At 61.6% G+C, this 21,160-nt stretch carries 13 protein-coding genes; 12 read left to right on the forward strand and 1 reads right to left on the reverse strand.

All coding sequences use genetic code 11. From position 1 onward, the window contains the following. Position 1: 1 nt before the first annotated feature. From FFT10_RS21180 to FFT10_RS21205, 6 genes are all read left to right on the forward strand, one after another. Positions 2-1,441 carry a class I SAM-dependent DNA methyltransferase gene (locus tag FFT10_RS21180; protein WP_137734870.1) on the forward strand — a complete coding sequence of 480 codons (1,440 nt, stop codon included), beginning with the start codon at positions 2-4 and terminating at the stop codon, positions 1,439-1,441. Continuing rightward, positions 1,441-2,760 carry a restriction endonuclease subunit S gene (locus FFT10_RS21185; protein WP_137734871.1) on the forward strand — a complete coding sequence of 440 codons (1,320 nt, stop codon included), beginning with the start codon at positions 1,441-1,443 and terminating at the stop codon, positions 2,758-2,760. Before FFT10_RS21180 ends, FFT10_RS21185 begins: the two co-directional genes overlap by 1 nt. Then, positions 2,757-3,755, forward strand: coding sequence for a DUF5655 domain-containing protein (locus FFT10_RS21190; protein WP_137734872.1), 999 nt, complete (start codon positions 2,757-2,759; stop codon positions 3,753-3,755). Before FFT10_RS21185 ends, FFT10_RS21190 begins: the two co-directional genes overlap by 4 nt. Before the next feature lie 140 nt (positions 3,756-3,895). Beyond that, a complete protein-coding gene (zorA, locus tag FFT10_RS21195) occupies positions 3,896-5,917 on the forward strand; it encodes an anti-phage ZorAB system protein ZorA (RefSeq protein WP_228027218.1) in 2,022 nt (673 codons plus the stop codon). A 16-nt stretch (positions 5,918-5,933) separates the two neighbouring features. Next, positions 5,934-6,683 carry a flagellar motor protein MotB gene (locus FFT10_RS21200; RefSeq protein ID WP_137734873.1) on the forward strand — a complete coding sequence of 250 codons (750 nt, stop codon included), beginning with the start codon at positions 5,934-5,936 and terminating at the stop codon, positions 6,681-6,683. Then, positions 6,680-8,497 carry an EH signature domain-containing protein gene (locus FFT10_RS21205; RefSeq protein WP_162520872.1) on the forward strand — a complete coding sequence of 606 codons (1,818 nt, stop codon included), beginning with the start codon at positions 6,680-6,682 and terminating at the stop codon, positions 8,495-8,497. Before FFT10_RS21200 ends, FFT10_RS21205 begins: the two co-directional genes overlap by 4 nt. Before the next feature lie 103 nt (positions 8,498-8,600). Here FFT10_RS21205 and FFT10_RS28365 read toward each other — a convergent pair whose 3' ends face one another. After that, complete coding sequence (locus FFT10_RS28365; protein WP_228027219.1) at positions 8,601-9,014, reverse strand: hypothetical protein; 414 nt, start codon at positions 9,012-9,014, stop codon at positions 8,601-8,603. Between FFT10_RS28365 and FFT10_RS21210 the strand changes: the two genes are divergently transcribed. From FFT10_RS21210 to FFT10_RS21235, 6 genes are all read left to right on the forward strand, one after another. Beyond that, a complete protein-coding gene (locus FFT10_RS21210) occupies positions 8,979-11,789 on the forward strand; it encodes a DEAD/DEAH box helicase (RefSeq protein WP_228027220.1) in 2,811 nt (936 codons plus the stop codon). The two genes, FFT10_RS28365 and FFT10_RS21210, sit on opposite strands and share 36 nt — an antisense overlap. A 142-nt stretch (positions 11,790-11,931) precedes the next feature. Then, positions 11,932-13,239, forward strand: coding sequence for a DUF2130 domain-containing protein (locus FFT10_RS21215; protein WP_137734876.1), 1,308 nt, complete (start codon positions 11,932-11,934; stop codon positions 13,237-13,239). Further along, positions 13,236-13,640: an ASCH domain-containing protein gene (locus tag FFT10_RS21220; RefSeq protein ID WP_137734877.1), complete on the forward strand. Its 405-nt coding sequence runs from the start codon at positions 13,236-13,238 to the stop codon at positions 13,638-13,640. The genes FFT10_RS21215 and FFT10_RS21220 overlap by 4 nt, the downstream gene beginning before the upstream one ends. 752 nt (positions 13,641-14,392) lie before the next feature. Then, positions 14,393-15,751, forward strand: a complete 1,359-nt coding sequence (locus FFT10_RS21225) for a GIY-YIG nuclease family protein (RefSeq protein WP_162520873.1) — start codon at positions 14,393-14,395, stop codon at positions 15,749-15,751. A gap of 1,225 nt (positions 15,752-16,976) precedes the next feature. After that, entirely contained in the window at positions 16,977-17,393 is a 417-nt protein-coding gene (locus FFT10_RS21230) for a hypothetical protein (protein WP_137734879.1), read from the forward strand. Between the two features lie 731 nt (positions 17,394-18,124). After that, positions 18,125-20,239 carry an ATP-binding protein gene (locus tag FFT10_RS21235; protein WP_137734880.1) on the forward strand — a complete coding sequence of 705 codons (2,115 nt, stop codon included), beginning with the start codon at positions 18,125-18,127 and terminating at the stop codon, positions 20,237-20,239. Positions 20,240-21,160: the final 921 nt, after the last annotated feature.

A 21,160-nucleotide genomic window follows, 5' to 3' on the forward strand; every position in this document is an offset into this window, starting at 1 on the left:
TATGTCAACCCACAACATCGTCCAGAAACTCTGGTCGCTCTGCGATATTCTGCGGGATGACGGCATCACCTACCACCAGTACGTCACCGAGCTGACGCTGCTGCTGTTCCTGAAGATGGCCCAGGAGACGCAGACCGAGCACCGCCTGCCTGCGGGCTGGCGCTGGGCTGACCTGACGGCCCGCAATGGTGTGGACCAGCTGGACCACTACCGCCGCGGCCTGCTGGTGCTGGGTGGTGCGCCCGATCCGCTGGTGGCTGCCGTCTACCGCGACGCCGGCACCAGCATCAAGGAGCCGCGCCACCTGGCCCAGCTGGTGGCCGACATCGATGCACTCGACTGGTACTCGGCCCGCACCGACGGCCTGGGTGACCTGTACGAGGGCCTGCTGGAGAAGAATGCCAACGAGACCAAGAGCGGCGCCGGCCAGTACTTCACGCCCCGGCCGCTGATCCGCGCGATGGTGGAGGTGCTCAAGCCCCAGCCGGGCGAGGTGATCCAGGATCCGGCCGCCGGCACCGGCGGCTTTCTGATCGCCGCCGACCACTACATCAAGCAGCAGACCGACGACCTGTTCACCCTGACGCTGGCGCAGCAGGAGTTCCAGCGCAAGCGCGCCTTCGTGGGCATGGAGCTGGTGCCCGATGCCCAGCGCCTGGCGCTGATGAACTGCATGCTGCACGACATCGAAGGCACGGGCCAGGGGCCGGTGCGCGTGGGCAGCACCTTGTCAGCCGAAGGCACCGAACTGCGCGATGCCGACCTGATCCTGGCCAACCCGCCCTTCGGCACCAAGAAGGGTGGCGGCCTGCCCACGCGCGACGACTTCAGCTACCCCACCAGCAACAAGCAGTTCGCCTTTCTGCAGCACATCTACCGCAGCCTGAAGCCGGGTGGCCGGGCCGGCGTGGTGCTGCCCGACAACGTGCTGTTCGAGGCCAACGTGGGCAAGCAGATCCGCGCTGACTTGATGGACAAGTGCCGGCTACACACCATCCTGCGCCTGCCCACCGGAATCTTCTACGCCCAGGGCGTGAAGACCAATGTGCTGTTCTTCGAGCGTGGCCGCACGCCGACCGGCAATACCGATGCAGTGTGGGTATACGACCTGCGGGCCAACATGCCGCAGTTCGGCAAGCGCACGCCGTTCACGCTGGACCATCTGCGGCCGTTCATCGATGCCTATGGCGAACGGGCTGACGGCACATCGCCCCGCGTGGACGGAGGCGAGGCGGGCCGCTTCCGCCGCTTCAGCCGCGACGAGATCGCGCAGCGCGACGACAGTCTGGACCTGAGCTGGCTGAAGGACGACAACGCTGAAGACGCCGCCGACCTGCCCGAGCCCGCCGCGCTGGCCCAGGCTGCGATGCAGGAGCTGGAGCACGCCATGACCGAGCTGGATGCCATCCTGGCCGAGCTGGGCGCGGAGGTCGACGGGTGATGCCGGTGGGTTGGGCCGAGGTGCCGATCGGTGAAATCTGTGATCTGAAGAACGGTCGTGCGTTCAAGCCCGCAGAGTGGCAAGGCGATGGTCTCCCAATCGTTCGGATTCAGAACCTGAACAAGCGCGATGCGCCGTACAACTACTTTGCGGGTGAGGTGGGTGAGCGCAACCGCCTCCGAGGTGGGGAACTGCTGTTCGCCTGGTCAGGTACGCCCGGCACGTCGTTCGGTGCCCACATTTGGGCAGGCGGCGATGCCGTACTGAATCAGCACATCTTTCGCGTCGACTTCAACGACGCGCTATTCGACAAGCGCTTCCTAAAACATGCAATCAACCAGACGGTTAACGACCTGATCGATATCGCTCATGGTGGGGTCGGGCTTCGGCATGTCACGAAAGGAAAATTCGAGGCAACCAAGATCGCCGTCGCGCCACTTGCAGAACAGCAGCGCATTGCCGACAAGCTCGACGCGATCCTCGCGCGAGTCGATGCCTGCCGCGACCGACTCGACCGCGTCGCGCCAATGTTGCAACGGTTTAGGCAGTCCGTCGTGAACGTCGCATGTGGCGGGGCTCTGGGCCTCGATCGTCAGAATTCTTCCGAGTCTGAGTGGGACGCCGCGATCCTTGGTGATTTGCTGGAAGGCAAGCCAAGGAACGGCTACTCGCCGAAGTCAGTCGACTACGTGACCGGAACGAGGACGCTCACCCTGTCCGCAACAACATCAGGCCGATTCAAACCCGAGCACTTCAAGTACATAGATGAGGTGATACCTCCCGATTCGCACCTCTGGTTGTCGCCGGGAAACATCCTGATCCAGAGAGCGAACACCTTGGAATACGTGGGTACAAGTGCGATTTACGACAGAGCACCCGCCAGCTTCATTTATCCAGACCTGATGATGAAGTGCCGCGCGAATGCACGGGTGTTACCTGAGTTCTTGCTCTTGCTGCTGAAGTCAGACCCGGTTCGCCAATGGTTTCGGAGTAGAGCAACAGGGACCGCGGGAAACATGCCGAAGATCAATCAGCAGACGGTTATGTACGCGCCAGTTCGGGTTCCACCCCTGAAAGTACAGAGGGAAATAACTGATCAAGTTCGTCGCCTGATGACGCTCGCCGACGAGCTAGAGCGTCGAACGACGCTCGCGGCGACCTCGGTAGGCAACCTCGTACCGAGCGCGCTCGCGAAGGCATTTCGCGGCGAACTCGTTCCCCATGATGCGGACGACGAGTCGGCCGCCGTGATGGTCGCCCGGCTGGCCGTTCAGGGATCACCACAGCGGGCCAGCAAGCGCGGGAGACGCACCGCATGAGCGAGATCAAGCTGTACCGCCTGGTCGATGGCAAGGCCACCGAGCTCGAAGGCAGCGCGTCCGACCTCGAGAAGCCACTGCAGAAGCTGATCGAGGCCAACCTGGAGCAGATGCTGGGCATCCGCTTGCTGGCCAGTGAGTACAGCACCGGCAAGGTCCACGGCGGGCGCATCGACACGCTGGGCCTGGACGAGGACAACTGCCCCGTGATCGTGGAATACAAGCGCGCGGTGGGCGAGAGCGTCATCAACCAGGGCCTGTACTACCTGGACTGGCTGCTCGACCACAAGGGTGAGTTCCGGCTGCTGGCGCAGGAGCGCCTGGGCGCCGAAGCAGCGCAAGCGATCGAGTGGAAGGCGCCCCGGGTGGTGTGCATCGCCGGTGCCTTCACCAAGTTCGACGGCCATGCGGTGCGGCAGATGCACCACAGCATCGACCTCATCCGCTACCGGCAGTTCGGCGCAGACCTGTTGCTGCTGGAGCAGGTGCATACCGCGCCGCAGACAGGCGGATCGCCGGCCGGCAAGAAGCCGGGCAAGGCCGAAGGCGATCCGACCGATGCCGAGAGCCAGACGGCCGCCGGGGCAGTCCCAGCAGCGGCCACGGACAAGCCCGTGAGCTGGGACAAGCCTTATGCCGAGGTGGTGTCTGGCATGGCGCCCGCCCTGCAAGACCTGCTCAGCTCTTTGGAGGACTACATGTTTGCGCTGGGCGACGACGTGCAGCGCAAGGAGCTGAAGCTGTACGCCGCCTACAAGCGCTTGAAGAACTTCGCGACCGTGGTGCCGCAGAAGAGCCGGCTGCTGCTGTACCTGCACCTGGACCCTGCCGCGGTGCGGCCGCTGTTGACCAACGCGCGAGACGTCAGCCAGCAGGGCCATTGGGGCACGGGCGATCTGGAAGTGGCGTTGACAACGCAGGAGCAGCTGGACGCCGCCAAGACGCTGATCGTGATGGCCTACGAGGGAAGAGCGCCCGTTCCGGCAGCGACATGACCGAACAGGTCGCAGGGCTACCTGTCAGCGCAGGCATCTTCGAAGGATGGCGGTGACCTGCTGATCGGTGTGTGGTGCCGACCTGGCGCGGCTGCTCGAGAGTGAACTTTGCATAGCGCTGCGCATCAAGCGCGCTGAAGTTGTTTTGGAATCCAAGGGAGAGAGACAGGATGTCGGGGAGTCAGTTCGAGATGTGGAGCGCCGCGCTCCACTGGGGCGTCGGTGGGTTGCTTGCGGTGGCCGTGCTCTTCTTCATCATTCAGTTCGTCCTGCCCGGCGTTCGTGTGGGACGCCAGCTGAAGTCAGCCCGCGGTTCCATCGATTCGATCAAGGCACGAGGCCAGGTGCTGGATCTCGATGAGGTGCTGCAGTCGGCCATGGGCAGCCCGCAGCTGCAGCACTGCTGGACCGAATACCGCGACACCCTGCACCCGCAGAAGCGGGCTGACGAGTTCGGCAGCCTGCAGGTGGTGCGGTGGCGTGCCACTGCACTGGCCCAGGGCTTCTTCACCGAACAGTCGCTGGTGGATGGGCCGCTGCGCACCGAGTTCTACAAGCACCTGCCCGGCATGCTGACCGGGCTGGGCATCATCGGTACGTTCACCGGACTGATACTTGGCCTGCAAGGCTTTCAGGTGACCGACGATGCCAACCAGGTGCGGCAAAGCCTGGCCACGCTGATCCAAAGCGTGGGCGGCGCCTTCCTGGTGTCGGGCGCGGCGATCCTGCTGGCGATGCTGGTGACCCTGGTCGAGAAGGCGTTGATCAACAAGCTCTACACCGCCACTGAAAGCCTGAGCGGCGTGATCGACAGCCTCTTTGACGCCGGCGCCGGTGAAGAGTATCTGCAACGTCTGGTCGAAGCGTCTGAGACCTCGGCCACGCAGGCGCTGCAAATGAAGGAGAGCCTGGTCACCGACCTGAAGCAGGTGTTGACCGAGCTGACGCAGCAGCAGATTGCCACGATGACGGCCACCAGCCAGCAGCTGGGTCAGAGCATCGCAACTAGCCTGACCGAAGGGTTGAAAGAGCCGCTGCAGCGCATCTCCAACGCGGTGGAGACCGTGGGCGGCAACCAGGGTGATGCGGTGAACCGCATGCTGACTGACGTGCTCAGTGCGTTTTCGTCAAAGATGGAAGGCATGTTTGGCGGTCAGCTGAGCGGTATGAACGAGATGCTGCAGCAGACGGCCCGCACCATCGAGACCGCATCGCAGCGCTTTGACCAGCTGGCCGGCCGCATCGAACAGGCGGGGACCGGCGCCACGGATGCCATGGCCAAGCGGATGGAAGAGCTGATGGCGCAGATGCGCGACCGCCAGGCCGAGAGTGACGCGCAGATGGCCGCCTTCATCAACAAGCTGCAGCAGGATGTATCCAAGGGCCAGAGTGACGCTGCCGAGCTGACGCTGCAGATGATGCGGGAGCTGTCAGAGTCCACGGGTGCGCTGGTCCAGGGCTTGCAGCAGCAGAGCCATGCGGCACAGCAGGAGCACAGCACCCGCCAGGCAGAACTGGCCGAACGCGCTCACAAGCTGCTGGCCACGCACGGTGAACAAGTGGAAGACCTGATCGACGCGGTGGACGAAGCTGCCAAGGCCATGCGAGAGTCGGTCGACAAGTTGCAGCTCAGCACACAGTCCAATGTCGACAAGATGGCGCAGGGTGCGGAGCGCCTGCACACCACGTCCACCCGCCTGGCTGACAACCTGGACAAGCTCCGCCAGGTGTCAGACGGTCTGACCGATTCGGCCGATGGACTGGTGCGATCTGCAGTGACAGTCGATGCCGCGCTCAAGAGCACCGAGCGGGTGTTGCAGGACCAGCGTACGGTGCGCGACGCTATCGCCGCCATGGTGAACGACCTGCGCTCCACGGTGGAAGCAGCCAAGCGTGAGGCTGGCTTGACCCAGCAGCTGGTGTCGAGCCTGGGCACAGCCAGCGAGCGGCTGCTGGATGCCCAGCGCAACGCCGAGGGATACCTGGAAAAGGTGAGCGAGGTCCTCGGCACGGCACATGCCGAATTCGCCAGCAACGTGCAAACCACCTTGCGCAGCAGCAATGCGGCGTTCCACCAGGAGCTGGCCCAGGCGGTGAACTACCTGAAGGGTGCGATCCAGGACCTGGGCGACGTGCTCGACAACGTACCGGCCCGCGGCTGACCCGGAGGGCCACAGCATGTTGAGCCTGCAACAACCGGCGCGCCGGCGTTCACGCGAGGAAGGCGAGAAGCCGTTCTGGATCTCGTTCTCTGACCTGATGTCGGCCCTGATGGTGCTGTTTCTGGTCGCCATGAGCGTGGCCCTGCTGGCGGTGACCAAGAAGCAGTCCGAGGAGGAGCGGGAGGAGAAGGACCGCGGCGAAGCCATCGCCCGGCTGATGGGCGAGATCCGGCAGTCCGCCATCGCTGACGGTGTGCGGGTGACCGACCGCACCATCGACTTCGGGCCCCGTGGACAGTTCGAGCGCGAAGGGCAGAACACGTTGTCGCCGCAGCAGCGTGAGCTGGTGCTGAAGTTCACCCCGCAGCTGTTGGCCAAGCTGCGCAGCCCCGATGGCGCCAAGTGGTTCAAGCGTGCGGTGGTGGAGGGCTACGCCAGCCGCACCGGCACCTACCTGTTCAACCTGAACCTGAGCCTGGAGCGCAGTGAGCGTGTGCTGTGCGAGCTGCTACGTGAGCCCCGGCCGGGCGAAGGCTTGTCGCTGGACGACCGAAAGCTGATCGCCACCCGCTTTTTCGTGGGTGGTGCGTCGTTCAACTCGCTGCGCGACACGCTGGACGCGAGCCGGCGCATCGAATTCAAGCTCGAGTTCAAGACGCGGCAAGACCTGAAGGACGAGGCTGCCAATCCCTCGCCGCCGATTGACGATGAGGCCCTGGTCAAGGCCCTGGATCCGAGAGAGCGATGCCCGATCCAAGATCGTTGAACCTGCTGGCTGGGCGACTGCGTGCGGCACTGGTGCTGAACCCAGGCACCAAGGACCTGGGCTGGGCACCGAACACGCAGCCGATGCGGCATGCGCTGAAGGAGGTGCAGCAGACCTTTGGCGGTGACGATGACCGTGCCCGCCCGCCCCGGGATGACATGGTGGTGGCGGTGCGCAAGTTCATGCGGAAGCGACAGGTCGAGTCATTCACGCAGTTGAAGTACGTGTGCTACGGCGTCACGGTGTCCGTGGACGACGATGGCGACCGGCTGATCGACCAGTCGGCCCTGCTGCAGAGGCTGCTGGACCTGGTCAAGGAGCGGCAGGGGCAGGCCAAACAGTTCCGCCGCTGCTACCAGGGGCTGTTGGCTGCGTACTTCGGCTTCGAGCGCGAAGGCGATGGGCTTGCCGATGCCAGGCGCAACTGGCTGGGCCTGCGTGGCTACCTGGACGAGCACCTGCTGCCTGTCGCCAAGGCAGCCAGCAGCCGCGGCCGATCACCTGGCTGGCTGGAGGTATTGCTGGCCCATCGCAACCTGCTGGGCGACAGCCCTTGCAACCGCTACGCCAAGAGTCTGCGTGCCGGTGACCGGTCAGAGCTGGAAGCTGTGTGCGCGGGGCTGGACATCGCACCTACATCCTGGGTGTGGCACGAGGCGGTGATGGCCTACGTCAACGAGGTGATCCGGGTGGACGATCCGCCCTTCCAGGCGGAGATGCCGCAGCTGCTGGCCGTGGTGCATGGTGATCAGCATGGCCACCAACTGCCCAGCATGGTGGCGCGGGAGGCGATGGCACTGACCGTCGCACGTTATGCCCGCTGCCGCGACAAGCCTGAGCACGCGGGATTGCGAGACGCTTGCCTGCACCGCATCGGCAACCCGTGGCTGGAGCGCACCGCGTGGGACGCATCGGTCAAGAGCGAGACCGCCCGGCAGATGGTGGAGAGCTGGCTGAAGCGGCGGCTCATCGCAGACTTTTTCAGCCTGCTGGCGCAGGACGGCTCTGCCGATGTCAGGCGATTGCAATACTGGCTGAAGTGGGAGCCACTGATCAGCGACATGTGGTTCGTGCTGGGTACAGACGCCATGAGCAACCGCAGCGCTCTGTTCGTGGATGTTCGCCGCCGCATGGAGGGGCGGCTGCGCGCACTCACTGGCTACCCCGAACGCGCCAACAACGCGTTTGTCATGTGCATTGGCCACCTGCTGGTCATCGAGTTCGGCAAGACCGGGAATGCCTGCTATGTGTTCGATCGGCAGGACTTCAAGACCGATCTGGATCAGGAGAGTCTTGGAATTGCTCAGCTCAAGCAGACCCTGCAAGCGGAGCGCCTCACGCACGCCGGTCCGTGGGAGTCGAAGTTCGAGATCGAACTACAGCGGCGGTTGGGTCGACCAGCGCCTGTACACCAGCGACCGCCGGCTGCTGAGTTGCCAGTTCGAACGTCAGTGCCACGCACACAAACACCAACGCAATCCTTGGTGGAGTCAGATCCGTTGAAGCGAGCAAGCCTGCTCAAGGGGATCTGGCCTGAATTCACGCCACCGAAAGACGACACCCCTGAACCCCGACGCGTGAAATCTGACGGCCGTGTGTTGCCTCGGGAACCACTGAACCGCGTGCGCCTCGAGAAGCTTGAATGGCTATGCCAGGATGCTGGGCTGGCGATGGAGGACAACCGAAAGAAGGGTGGTGCTCTGTGGGTGCGCATGCTGAAGCCTGAGGACCATCCTGGACTTCGGGTGATGCTCGAACGCTGGAGTTTCAGGTATGTCGCAGGCAAGGGCTACTACCGCGAGGCGGACGACTGACATGTTCGGGAAGATGTTCAAGCGCGATACGGCACCAGCACAGGCAGTAGCGGTGGCGCCGAGCGCCGCCGTACAGGTCACAGACGCTGGACTGACCTACCCGTCACCGGCGCCAACCGCAGCGGATTGGCTGGCGATGCCGCATGCCTTCGGGGTGTCTGCCGATTTGGGCGCCAGGCTGGCCCAGCTCTACACCGAGGGCTTCGGCGAGCGGCGAGATGACGCGTTCCACCTGCCATGGTCCGATGTGCATGCGGTTCTGCGTGATCCAGCTTTGGCAAGCCAGCGCCTGGCCCTGCTGATGCCACCCGACACCGCTGCGCGCCCACGCATTCAATCGCGCGGCGCCGTCGGCGATGCCGAGTTTGTTCTGCAACTGGATGGCTGGGCGGATGCCAAGGGCAAGCCAGCACAACCCACGCCCAAGCTGGTGGGTGCGTCCCTGCAGGTTGGCGACCGGTTCGAACTCCTGCCCGAAACGGTGTGGCAGCTGCTGCAGCACCTGCGTGCGTTTCATGCCGTGCCGGCGGCGGAACGCAGCCGCAACTTCAAGGAGACCAGCTTCGCCCGCATCCGCCGCCTGGCCACTGATGCGGGCTGCGAGGTGTCGGACTATGTGGCGCGCACCATCATCCTGACGCCAGAACGTCTGCGCCTGGCCATGCGCCGCAGCGAGGCTGCCGACCACAACACGGTCGAATTGATTCCCGGCTTCGATGAAGCGCCCGTCCGCTGGTTGGAGCGCTTCGACGTGCTCCCGCTGCAGGACAGCTATGACGTGCCCGACGGTGCGTCACTGGTGCGCGTGTTGATCGACCCGGAGGTCAAACGCGTGCTGGCCGAAATCAAGGCCATGCCTGGCCGCCGGGTGTCAGGGCCGCGTGCCGAGGCGTTCGTGCGCAATCCGTTCGCCGTGTTGGGTGAAGGTGCGGCAAAGGCGGTGGACGCCGAGCAGATCGAGACGGCACGGGTGGCGGCCGGCATCGCCTTTGAACGCTTCACTCCGCATGCCGAACATGGGCCGCAGGGTGAGGTTCAGCGCGTCGGCCTGTTGGTGCAGGGCCTGGGTGCGGAAGACGCTGCAGCCGAGACCGTCTGGTTTGACGTGCCGACGGCCTTGCAGACCTTCATTGAGAGATTGCACCTGCGGCTCGAGCAGGGTGCCCAGTGCTGCTTCTGGGAAGGGCATGAGCTGGAGATCGAGGGCGACACAGCTGAACACCTGGGGCAATTGGAGGGCTGGCACCGCGCCTGGGTGCAGCCTCAGCTGTGGACTGCCGGGGAACTGTTCGACCTGGACAACTACTCGCCGCGTGTGGAGGGCATCGGCGTCGAGCGGCCATTCATCGTCCCGGTGGTGGCCAAGCCGCCGGGCGCCGGCGGCTGGTTCGAAGGCGAGGCCGCTGCCGGTGTGCGGGTGCAAGATCCGAAGACCGGTGCCGTCACCCTGGTGCCGATCCGCTTCGACGAGATTCCTTCGCTTCAGGCCGCCGTGGATGCGGCCGCGGCTGCCGGTGACAAGGCCGTGCCGCTGCCGGGGCTGGCACGCCCGGTGCCGATCGACGATGCCCGGCATGCACTCGCTGCACTGGCCCAGGCCGGGGCGCAGATCCGCGCCAAGACCTTTGCGCCCGAGAAGCCTGCGGTTGGCAAGCAGGCCAAGCAGCGCCTGGTGCTCAAGCGCAACCTTGAAGAGATCGACTACAGCGAGGAACGCACCGACGCGCTGCTGCCGCCCGATGGCCACCAGATGGTGGTGCCGGCCGGCCTGCGACCGGAGGTGCAGTTGAAGCCGTATCAGCAGGAAGGCGTGGCCTGGCTGCAGCACCTCTGGTCACTGTCGCCCGACCAGTGCCGCGGCACGGTGTTGGCCGACGACATGGGCCTGGGCAAGACGCTGCAGCTGCTGACTTTCATGGCCAGTTGCTTCGATGCGGACCCGGCGCTGCCCCCGGCATTGGTGGTGGCCCCCGTCGCCCTGCTGGAGAACTGGCGCAACGAGCTGGAGAAGTTTTTCCTGCCGGGCACGATGCCGATGCTGACGCTGTATGGCGATGCGCTGAAGCCGCTGCGGGTGCCCAGGCACCAGCTGGATGCCGAGCTGAAAGCTCAGGGCGTGACCCGGCTGCTGGTGAAGAACTGGGTGGGTGGAGCACGCCTGGTGCTGACCACGTATGAGACCATGCGTGACCTGGAATTCACCATGGCCTCGCAGCCCTGGTCGATCATGGTCTGCGACGAAGCCCAGAAGATCAAGACACCGGCGGCGCTGGTGACACGCTCGGCCAAGAAGCAGAAGGTGCGGTTCCGGGTGGCTTGTACCGGCACACCAGTGGAGAACACGCTGGCCGACCTGTGGTGCCTGTTCGACTTTGTGCAGCCGGGCATGCTGGGTGCGCTGAACCACTTCTCGCGCACCTACCGACAGCCGATCGAGGCCAAGACCGACGAGCAACGGGCCAAGGTGGAAGAGCTGCGCACGGTGATCAAGCCGCAGATCCTGCACCGCAAGAAGACCGACGTGGCCAAGGACTTGCCGCAGCCGGTGGAGGACCAGGACTGCAAGCAGCTGCCGATGTCGGCGTTCCAGCTGGGGCTGTACCGCGCCGCCCTGAACCAGCTGCGGGAGCAGCGTGACACCAACCCGTCGGCACAGCTGCAGACGCTGATGGCGATGCGTCAGATCTGCTCCGACCCGCACGGGCACCACCACGGTGACACCCGCACCATCGACGTGACCCGCCTGGTGAACGAGTCGCCCAAGATGGGCTGGATGATCAACCGGATGAAGGACCTGGCAGCCAGGGTGGACGACGCGCACAAGGTGATCGTGTTCTGCGAGTTCCGCGAGCTGCAGCTGTTGTTGCAGCGGGTGATCGCCACGTTCTTCGGCTTTGCGCCGCACATCATCAACGGCGACACCTCGGCCGACCCCCGGGCGCTGGTGAACCGCCAGAAGCTGATCGATGATTTCCAGCGCAGGCCCGGATTTTGCGCCATCGTGCTGTCGCCGCTGGCGGTGGGCTTTGGCGTGAACATCCAGGCTGCAAACCACGTCATCCACTTCACCCGCACCTGGAACCCGGCGAAGGAAGATCAGGCGACCGCGCGTGCCTACCGCATCGGGCAGACCCGCACCGTGAACATCTACTACCCCAGCGTGGTGAGCGACGAGGTGCCCAGCTTCGACTTAAAGCTGGATGCATTGCTCGCCCGCAAGCGCAGCCTGGCGTCGGACATGTTGAACGGCTGTAGCGATCTGAAGGTGGCGGACTTCGCAGACTTTGCGTGAGTAGGGCCCGGCGACCGGCGCCGCCGCCGCGCTGCACAGGCTCATTCCTTGAGCCATGGCCGACCTAGCATTGCGTGACAGCCAATCACCGGAACGCATGCCATCGACTGGGCGGCGAGCATCACAACAGGGAGAACAGCACTTGAGCCAGAAGATCATCGTGATGGCCGACGAGACCATCGTCTGCCCGCACTGCGCCCATGAGTTTCCACTGCAGGAGGGCATCACCCGCCAGACCATCGATCGGCATGCCGACGAGTTCGAGGCGGTGCTGCGCGCCCGGGGTACCGAACTCGAAGAACGGATGCGCGACGAAGCCCAGCGCTCGGCCTTGCAGAAGGTGGCCGGCGACGTGGCGCGCATGCAGGAACAGCTGTCGATGGCCAAGAAGGCCGAGCGCGAGGCGCAGGCGGGCCTGGAGCAGGTGCGTCAGGAAACCCGTGCCAAGGCCCTGGCCGAGGCGGACCAGGAGCGCAAGGCACTGCTGGAGGACCTGGCGCGAAAGGACGAGGCGATCAGGTCCTTCCGTGACCAGGAGATCGAACTGCGCCGCCAGCGCCAAGCGCTGGAAGAGCAGCAGCGCGGCCTGGAGCTGGACCTGCAGCGCCGGCTGGACGAGGAGCGGGTGAAGATCACCGACGCGATCTCGCAGCGGGAATCGGAGCGCTTCTCGATGGTGGAGGCCGAGTTGCGCAAAAAGATCGAGGACGCCCAGCGCGCCAATGAAGACCTGCGCCGCAAGCTGGAGCAGGGCTCCCAGCAGCTGCAGGGCGAGGTGCTGGAGCTGGAGGTGGAGCAATCTTTGACCACCAGCTTCTTCCACGACCTGATCGAAGAGGTGAAGAAGGGCCAGCGTGGCGCCGACGTGATCCAGACCGTGCGCACCCCGGCGGGCCAGGTGGCGGGCAAGATCATCTGGGAGGCCAAGCGCGCCGAGAACTGGTCAGACAAGTGGCTGCAGAAGCTGAAGGACGACCAGCAGGAAGCCCAGGCTGACCTGGCGGTGCTGGTGACCACGGCCATGCCCAAAGGCATCACCGACCCGTTCGTGCGCATCGGCGACGTGTGGGTGGTGTCACCCCAGGTGCTGCGGCCGATGGCCGAGACCCTGCGGGTGATCCTGCTGGAATCCCACAAGTTGCGGGTGGCCAGCTCTGGCCAGGCCGAGAAGGTGGAGCAGCTGTACCACTACCTGTCCAGCCCGGGGTTCTCGCAGCGGGTGCGCACCATGCTGGACAGCTTCAACGCGATGCAGTCCGACCTGAACAGCGAGAAACGCGCGATGACCAAGATCTGGGCCAAGCGCCAGGCCCAGATCGACCGGGTGACCAAGAGCATGTTGACCGTGGTGGGTGAACTGCAGGCGATCTCGCAGAACGCGCTGCCGGAACTCGATGGCATCGAGGCCCTGGCACTGACCTCCAGCACCACCGAGGGAGACGAGGAATGAGCAGCTACGCCGGGCTGAGCAAGGGCCTGATCATCAAGGCGCCGTTCATCGACTGGATCATGGAGGGGCGCAAGACCTGGGAGCTGCGATCGACCCACACACAGGTGCGCGGCCCGATTGCGCTGATCCAAAAGGGCACGGGCTCCGTGGTGGCGGTGGCCAGGCTGGTGGACTCCAAGGGGCCGCTGAGCGCGGCCGACATGGCGGCCAACCTCCAGCACCACGCGGTGGCACCGGATCGGCTGGCGATGCCGGACCTGCAGAAGTACCGGTTTGCCTGGGTGCTCGGCGATGTGAAGCGGCTGGCCCGGCCGGTGTCGTACACCCACCGGAATGGCGCCGTGATCTGGGTTGCGCTGGACCTCGCAGTGGCTGGGAGTGTTCTCGGCGCGGCTGGGTAAGCAGCAGCGGTGCACCGAATATCTCGAATTTTGCGAATTCGCGCCGGTGCATGAGAATCCCCGGGCTCGCCGAGCAGGGCGAGCCCCAGGCACTTTATCGGCGTTCAGACGTTCGGGTGCCGTGGGTCGGGCCAAGGCCCGAATGCACCAGAAGGAACATACCCCAGGTGCACCGGTGAACGGCGTGGATTTCCACAGTGCTGCGGCCGGGGTATGACGTGAACCACGGTGGGCCGAACCCCACACACCGTGACCAGCGGAACAGCGCAGCTGATCTGGGGATTGATGCCAATACGGATGCCAGACATCTGGTTGATCAAGGTCTGCCCTAGCCTAGGCTTGTACACCCTGGGTTAGGGGAACGTTTGACCTTTTCCAGCCGGATGGCCTGAAATACATCAAGCCCGCTTCGCGGGCTTTGTTGCATTCTTCGCGACGTGGGTGCTCAGGACAGACTGAAACATGAGGGCGAGATTCGACTGTCTCACCGAAATCCACAGCATTGGCTGATGCACTCTCGCGAAAAGTGCCCGTTGCATTTTGTCTTCAGATGTCACCCAATTGCACCAAGCACGACATTCAAGGCGGACCAGATGGGAAATCATCGCGCAGGGCGACAGCAACAGCTGCAGAGTCACAAAGACTCTGAAGGATACGAGCGCGCGGTCTCAACGCCGCTTCGTGCAATTACATACCGTGACACTGCGCATGCTGGCCCGGCAAGCATTTTCCGTTCTGCGAACCGCCAACCGATGGTGTCGCTCGCAACCTTCACCAGTCGAATCCGGCGTTTGGTCGAAAGGCATGAGCTGTCGGACGCCACCATTAATGAATCCTTGAATCTGAGTGCCGATGACTTCAGGCGCAAGTACGCCACCCGACGCACGTTGGTTGAAGTAGACGGCCAGCCCATCGATCTGATGTCCCACTATGCGGCCAAGGCAACTGAAGCGGCCATCAGCTACCGAAACTTTTGGCAGCGTGTTCGTGGCTTGGCCAAGAAGGGACAAATCTGCAGCAGTGCCTTGGCTGATTCATTGACTCTATCCGCGGCAACCTGGCGAAGCTGTTACGGTGGCGGACGTTCAACAGGGTTCGTCTACGAAGGCAATGCTCATCCTGATCAAGTAGGCAAGCGCTTCCATAGCGTTGCAGCGCTCTTGCATTCTGTTGGCAGGTACGACGACCGCGCGCTCATCTGGTCACGCCTGAAAGCCGGGTGGACTTTGGATGATGCGCTGGCCATCCTGAACGCCACCCCCAGCCATCGCACAGGCACGATCTACCGCGTAACTCGACGCAGGACCGGCGCCGTATATGTAGGTCTCACAGTCACTTCCATCAAACAACGATGGGCCTTTCACGTGCGTCGGGCAACCGATGGATCGACGAGTAAGCTGCACGCTGCGTTCCGCGAAGATGGCGCCGATGGTTTCGATATTGATGTGCTCGAGGACGGTATCAGGGACTTGGCTGTGCTGCAGGCCAGGGAGAGCTTCTGGGTAGACCGATTGGGCGCGTTGGGCCCCAATGGCCTCAATACTGCGAAGCCAGGGGGCCTTGGGAGCCCAGGCGGGAAAATCATCGGCTACGGTGACGAAACCTTCAGATCCATCGAAGAAGCCGCTAGTGTGCTGAGCGAGCGGCTCGGTATTGCTCCACACGTTATTCGGACGAGACTTCAAAATGGACTCCCGCTACCGCAACCAGAGCAGGTCCGTCGACACAGCAAAAATCCTGACGCAGGCTCAAACCTTTTTCGCCGTTGGCTGGCCTTGCTCAAGCGCCACAGTAGCGGAGTTGCCGCTGAATGGAAGGCTGACTACGACAGGTTTAAGGCCGACGTATCCCCAGTGCCTTCGGGCTTGGAACTCATCCGCAAGCGACCAAGTGAACCCTGGGGGCCAGGCAACGTCGAGTGGGTCACCGTTCAAACCAAGGTCGCGCGAACACACGGCAAAGCGATATCGGTCAACGGCGTGGAGTATCCGTCGTTAACTGCCATTGCGAAGGCCCATGGTATCGGGGTGAGCACATTCAAGAATCGCATCTACAAACAAGGGATGTCTGCTGAGCAAGCTGTAGTCGCGCCGCTTGGCGGCACTTCGTAAAAGCTAGCTGCACCGATAGTGGTTGACGGCCAAATTTTTCGATCGAAGCGCATGGCAATCCTCTTCATTGCCGGGAGTCGACACATTACCGAACATTAAGCCAAGTACCGTTTCTGCACGGGCAGGTACTGACCCTGCCCGTGTGCTGCCTGGGTATTCCGCACCAAAAGCACCAGCGATTGCATCCAAACCCGCAACAGTTTCTGTTTCGGTCGAACTACAGGTTCCAACCGACTTCGCCACTGTCTGTCCCGCGGGAGGTGGCAGACGTCTGCCGCTGGGCAACAGCAACGCATTTTCAACTGAACGTCAGCGCAATGCGACGAAGCGGCCGTTCAAGCGCGAATCCGGCGTAACGGACCCGGGCCCCCAGCAGCAATCGATGCGACAACCTCAGTGATCCAATGTGCTCAGTCAACTCAATGACAGTGTGCGCCACCTTCAACATACAGGCGGCGCTGTGCCCCCATTCATGGCCGTCTGCATAGGGGGATTGACAGTGCTTCGATAGAAAGGCAACCTAGTCGAAGGTTTCATGAATCTGCTTGGCCCAGTCATGGGCTGCAATCGATGGCCATCGATACTCGTTATGTGTAATGCTCATAATCATCCCCCTGGCTGCCAATGCGGATGGGGTGGAGGATGGGTTTCGACAGGTAGCCTGATTCCTCAAGCGCCTGCACGCACACATCTTCCGAGGCAAGTCTTCGAATCAAACCGCAGCCGCCCACCTCTGCAATCAAGGATATCTAAGGGACGGGCGCGTTTTGATTCGCATACTAGGTTAGCAGAGAGCGGCCGAACACCAAACTCGCGTTGCCCAGTTTGTGGAGCGGCGGTGTACTACTATGAGTCGGCTGACGGCGGTAAGGCGTATTTTGATGAGCTTGGACCGCCCTGGCCTCTACACTCATGTACCGATCATAAGTCATTCTCCTCCGCGCACAATAATCAAAGTTGGTTCGATGATGGCTGGGAGTCATTAGCAAATATTGCTACGACTCATTTCTCATCCGGCAGTTCAACGTTGGTTAGTGCCGACACCCCAAGCGGTCGAGTGCGCTTTTTTGTCTTTGCATCGGAGCCTGTCACTATCCACATCGCGAGGTGCCGTCGATTAGTCGGGCCTCAAAGCAGTGCTGGCTTAGAACTTTCTGCACTTTGCTGCTCGTCGGATCACCAGTCTTGGCTAATCGGCACAGCCTCTGCAAGGATCGCAGACTCGGTGAGCGCTTCCACTGAATTAGTTTTGAAGGAGCCACGCGCCGTCGCCCCCCAGTTACCACTGAGTAATAAGCCTGTAGCTGGACACAGCGGTTCGATCTCCATCGAAGTACTCCTCGATGCACCTGGGGAAGAACTTCGGGCGGAATTCGATGCGATCAATAAAAAGATTCTGGCCTTGAACTCGGAGCTCGAAGCCTTCAAAAGACGTCGTGCTTGGCTGCTGCCGCAACTAGGCAGCTCCTCAAAATTTATGAGCGAATCTATTGCTGAGGAGCTTATTAGATTGGAAGCTCTCATTGTGAGCGCGGAATCAATCTGCGCAGATCCTATGGCCAACAGCAAACACAATGAGCTACTTCTAGATTCTTATAAGCGAAAGCGCGAGCGACTTCTCGGGTCGCTGAAGGCACAATAGGTTTCTTCGCGATGGCCGCCAAGTTTTCTCCATTGGTCGGCAAGACGCGACCTATTGCCATGCTTCAAGTCGGACATCGACAGCTTCAAGTCAGCGAATCATCCACGCGCTCCCGGGGCAAAGAGGCCGCAGCAAGCAGCGTCGGGTGTGCCGACACGGTAGAAATTGCTCTTCACAGGCGGCGGTGAGTGGCCTTCAGGAACCTCTCGCCGAGTAGGGCGGTCGACAGTTCATGAGTGCATACCCATCATCGCACCGCGACGTTCCGTTGTGTGTGCGACAGCGAACCGGCGGCCGGAAACGTCCCCAACCCGAATTTCGGCTGCAATTGGGCGAGACAGCCCGGGCCTCGTACAGCGTTTGGAGTCGCTTGCTGCCGGCAGGCGAATTCGCGGTTAACGCCATCATGCCGTCTTCGATTCGATGGCGAGACCAAACATAAACCGCAACAGTGCGTGCGGTAGCTGGCGCTGGATTCGCTGTTGCCCCGCTAAGCCCATTCAACGGCCGGTCAGTCGTGGCGCGGTGGACTCAAGTCGATACACAGCGGTCCACTACAACTCTGCAAAGCTGAGTCTAGTGACGCCAGTGCTCGTTTCCGGTGGTTCCGGGCGTCCACCTACACAAGGGTCAACCCGACGCCGGGTCCCAAGTGCCGTCAAGTACAAACCAACGCCAATGGCAAGATGTACTCACCGACAACAAGAAGCGATTGCCGCTGAAAGTACGTGATGTCCGCCAACCCACTACAACGAGACCACAGCATGCCGGGTGAAATCCACGAAAGTGTCCGACCCTTTCTGTCCAACCACAAGAGAGAGGGCGACCTCCTGCGCCCTTTCCTCGCTGCGGGCTTTGACATTTCATGGGCCAACACGCGGACGTACGAGCGCACCACAATCACTGTGTTTCTGCTGCGCGCCTCTGCAGAGCTTGCAGAGTCGTACGGTTTTGAGTACGAGTTAGTTCTTGCGTACTCTCGATTTGATGCAGTTGAGCCCAGAACCATACGTGCAATAGAGCATGTCTTTTCCACTGATCCTGCTAAAGGGCGGGTCGAGCCACTTCTCTGCTTCTTGATCTCCGAGGCGCCAAATACAGACGCGTGGGTCTCGTCTTATCTTCTAGAAAATAAGGAATCTAGAATCGTTGTCCCATTCGCCGCATCAGCTCTTGTTGAAAAGTCGGCGGACGCATGGACCGTTCGGAACCAACTTCAGAAACACTTCCTTCTTCTCGATAGGTATAAGTATACACTGCCACTCCGCGAGGATACATACTTCTTCGGTCGGGGGCATGAGCTCGGCCAAATCTTGGACTTTTGCAGGCGCAGTGAGAATGCCGCTGTCTTTGGTCTCAGAAAGACAGGTAAGACCTCCCTTCTATGGAAACTACAGAGAGTTCTTGAAAAGGACCCAAAGCATCGCGTCGAAGTATTTGATGGCCAGTCGCCGTCGCTGAGGAAGAGACATTGGAATCAAGCGCTAGAGTACATCGCAAAGAGACTCGTGCGTGATCAATTGCCTGGTGCACTTCCAGGCTTTTCGGAACTCGATGCGGCAGATGAATTTCTCTCCGTTTTGCGGACGCTAGTGCAGGTCGCCAATCTCGAGCGTATTACGATTGTCATTGATGAAGTGGAATGGATTACGCCAAGAACAGCCGCAGACAAGCACTGGGAAACGGAGTTTTTGGAGTTCTGGCAAGCCATTCGCACCGCTCAATCGATATTTCCCCGATTCAACGTCGTGATTGCGGGGGTCAATCCTGCGATAGCTGAGGAGAGTCGGTTTGGAGATTTTCAGAATCCCCTCTTTGGAATCGTGACCACAATTTTCTTGAGAGGTCTCTCCAAGTTGGAATCCAATGAGCTAGTGCAGAAGATCGGCAAGATAGTAGGAATTCGATACGATCCCACCGCGCTTTTGTCGTTGTTTGAGCAGTACGCAGGCCATCCACTTCTAACTCGCCTTGCCTGTAGCCATGTGGCGCAGATGGCGCAGGTGGCAGGTGAACCTTTCCCACTTAAGGTGGCGAAGGGTCGACTCGATAAGCAGCGAGCGCTTCGGGACGATGAACTGGTCTTCTACGTCCGCCACGTTGTCGATGAATTGGAGCGCTTCTATCCGGAGGAGTACCGCTCCCTAGAAGCCCTCTCCGTTGGAGACATACAGAAATTTCAGTTCGCAGCTTCGCAGGGGCAATCGTGCACTCATTTGTTTCGCTATGGAGTCGTCTCTGCTCCTGAACATCCATATGTCACCTACTCAGTTCTCGCCGACTACGTCGCAAGCGAGAACGCGAGACGCGAGGGCCGGCCTTGGAGAATGCGGCTGGCCGCACCAGACGATAGAGAAGGATTTCTCTCTGTCAGACTTCGAGAAATCGCCGAGGACATGCGCGAACTTGAGCGGGTCGCCAAGGCCGCGAGTCAGCCGAGCTTATTTGGTCCGAACTCGTTTCCAGAGGCTGATCGTCTACGGGACGCGGTGGTCGCGAAGGACTCACAAACACTTGGCTCAACTCTTAGCATCCTCAACAGATGCTTCATCGAGAGCATTGATAGATATGGCACTTCGATTGCCGAGAAGAAATACTTCTTCTCTAAGGTCAAGGCGGCCTACCCATCGCTATTCGATGCCCTTCACCGCATCCGTGTATACAGAAACAACGAGCATCACCTGGAACTAGTGCCGGGTGTCGAAGCGTCCCTCCGGGAATATCTGCAACGAGACTTGGATGAAGCTCTGGCTGCCTCGGACCAAAAATACTGGGCTCTTCTACAACGATGCCTAGATGAACTGATTCGCGCCATTCAGATTGAACTTGCCCGACTTGAGCAATAGAGACAAGGCTCCCGCTACCCGAGGCGGATACCTTTTCCTGCTCGAGTTTGCTCGCTACTTCAGCAGTAGATTGGCTGCTCAGCGATCCGGAACTCGAGTTCCAGCCAGAGCGATACCTTCAGGCGTGTCCAAGGTACGACTTATTGTCGGATCAATAGGTCCAGTTCGCCGCCCGCTGGGGCAGTCAGCGGAAGGATGTGACTGACGCTTCCGCGGGCTTCGGTCGGTCCTGCCGCTAATGAAGGGCAAATTCAGCGGCGAAGCTGCCAGCCATTCTGAAGATTCGCCAAAGTCAGGGAATGGCCTGCAGACGTTCGCCGGTCAGCGCCGAGCGACAACAGTCGGTCTTGATTTGTCGGTCGAGTTGTTGGGCCTAAGGTCAGGACATGGCCGCGTTTAGCCATGTAGAACTTTCACGCAAGAGCACGCTGCGCGAAACATTGCTGACATCGCTAGGGGCTGACTCAACGTCAGCAGTGGCGGATCTGTACGGCATCAAGGGGACTAAACACGAGTCGCCCATCGAGGCGGCTGTTCGTCGCACGCGGCTACCCAGCACCTAACAAGGTTGTCGAGCCGATCATCGACAGGATCGAAGACGGCTTCCGCATCGAGGTTGCCAACTTGGCGCGACAGGGCGCCTTGGACAACTAGGCTAGTCATCGTTCATCACTGTTCGCGGACAGTTCCCGCCTATCCGACGCTTTACGTAGGAACCGACGTGGGGCGGCTACGGTCAACTGGAGGGCCATCAGTGTTTCGCCAAATGCGCTTCTAGCCACGGCCACATATAGAAGGGGAGCGTGAACTGGCCGGGTGCAACACCCGTCCCGGGGCGCCGCGTTGCCAGCCGCTGTCTGGTTTGTCCGCCAACGTAGGCTGCAGCGCCCAGCACCTTGACGATTTTGATCCACTGGTGAT

Origin of the sequence: Pseudaquabacterium pictum, assembly GCF_005403045.1 — a bacterium.
In the GTDB taxonomy this organism is placed as follows: Bacteria; Pseudomonadota; Gammaproteobacteria; order Burkholderiales; family Burkholderiaceae_C; genus Pseudaquabacterium; species Pseudaquabacterium pictum.

Coding starts and splice junctions, on each gene's coding strand:
- FFT10_RS21180 (WP_137734870.1), top strand. CDS start 2: ATGTCAACCCACAACATCGTCCAGAAACTCTGGTCGCTCTGCGATATT.
- FFT10_RS21185 (WP_137734871.1), top strand. CDS start 1,441: ATGCCGGTGGGTTGGGCCGAGGTGCCGATCGGTGAAATCTGTGATCTG.
- FFT10_RS21190 (WP_137734872.1), top strand. CDS start 2,757: ATGAGCGAGATCAAGCTGTACCGCCTGGTCGATGGCAAGGCCACCGAG.
- FFT10_RS21200 (WP_137734873.1), top strand. CDS start 5,934: ATGTTGAGCCTGCAACAACCGGCGCGCCGGCGTTCACGCGAGGAAGGC.
- FFT10_RS28365 (WP_228027219.1), bottom strand. CDS start 9,014: ATGAAACGCACGCAGGTGCTGCAGCAGCTGCCACACCGTTTCGGGCAG.
- FFT10_RS21220 (WP_137734877.1), top strand. CDS start 13,236: ATGAGCAGCTACGCCGGGCTGAGCAAGGGCCTGATCATCAAGGCGCCG.
- FFT10_RS21225 (WP_162520873.1), top strand. CDS start 14,393: ATGGTGTCGCTCGCAACCTTCACCAGTCGAATCCGGCGTTTGGTCGAA.
- FFT10_RS21235 (WP_137734880.1), top strand. CDS start 18,125: ATGTCCGCCAACCCACTACAACGAGACCACAGCATGCCGGGTGAAATC.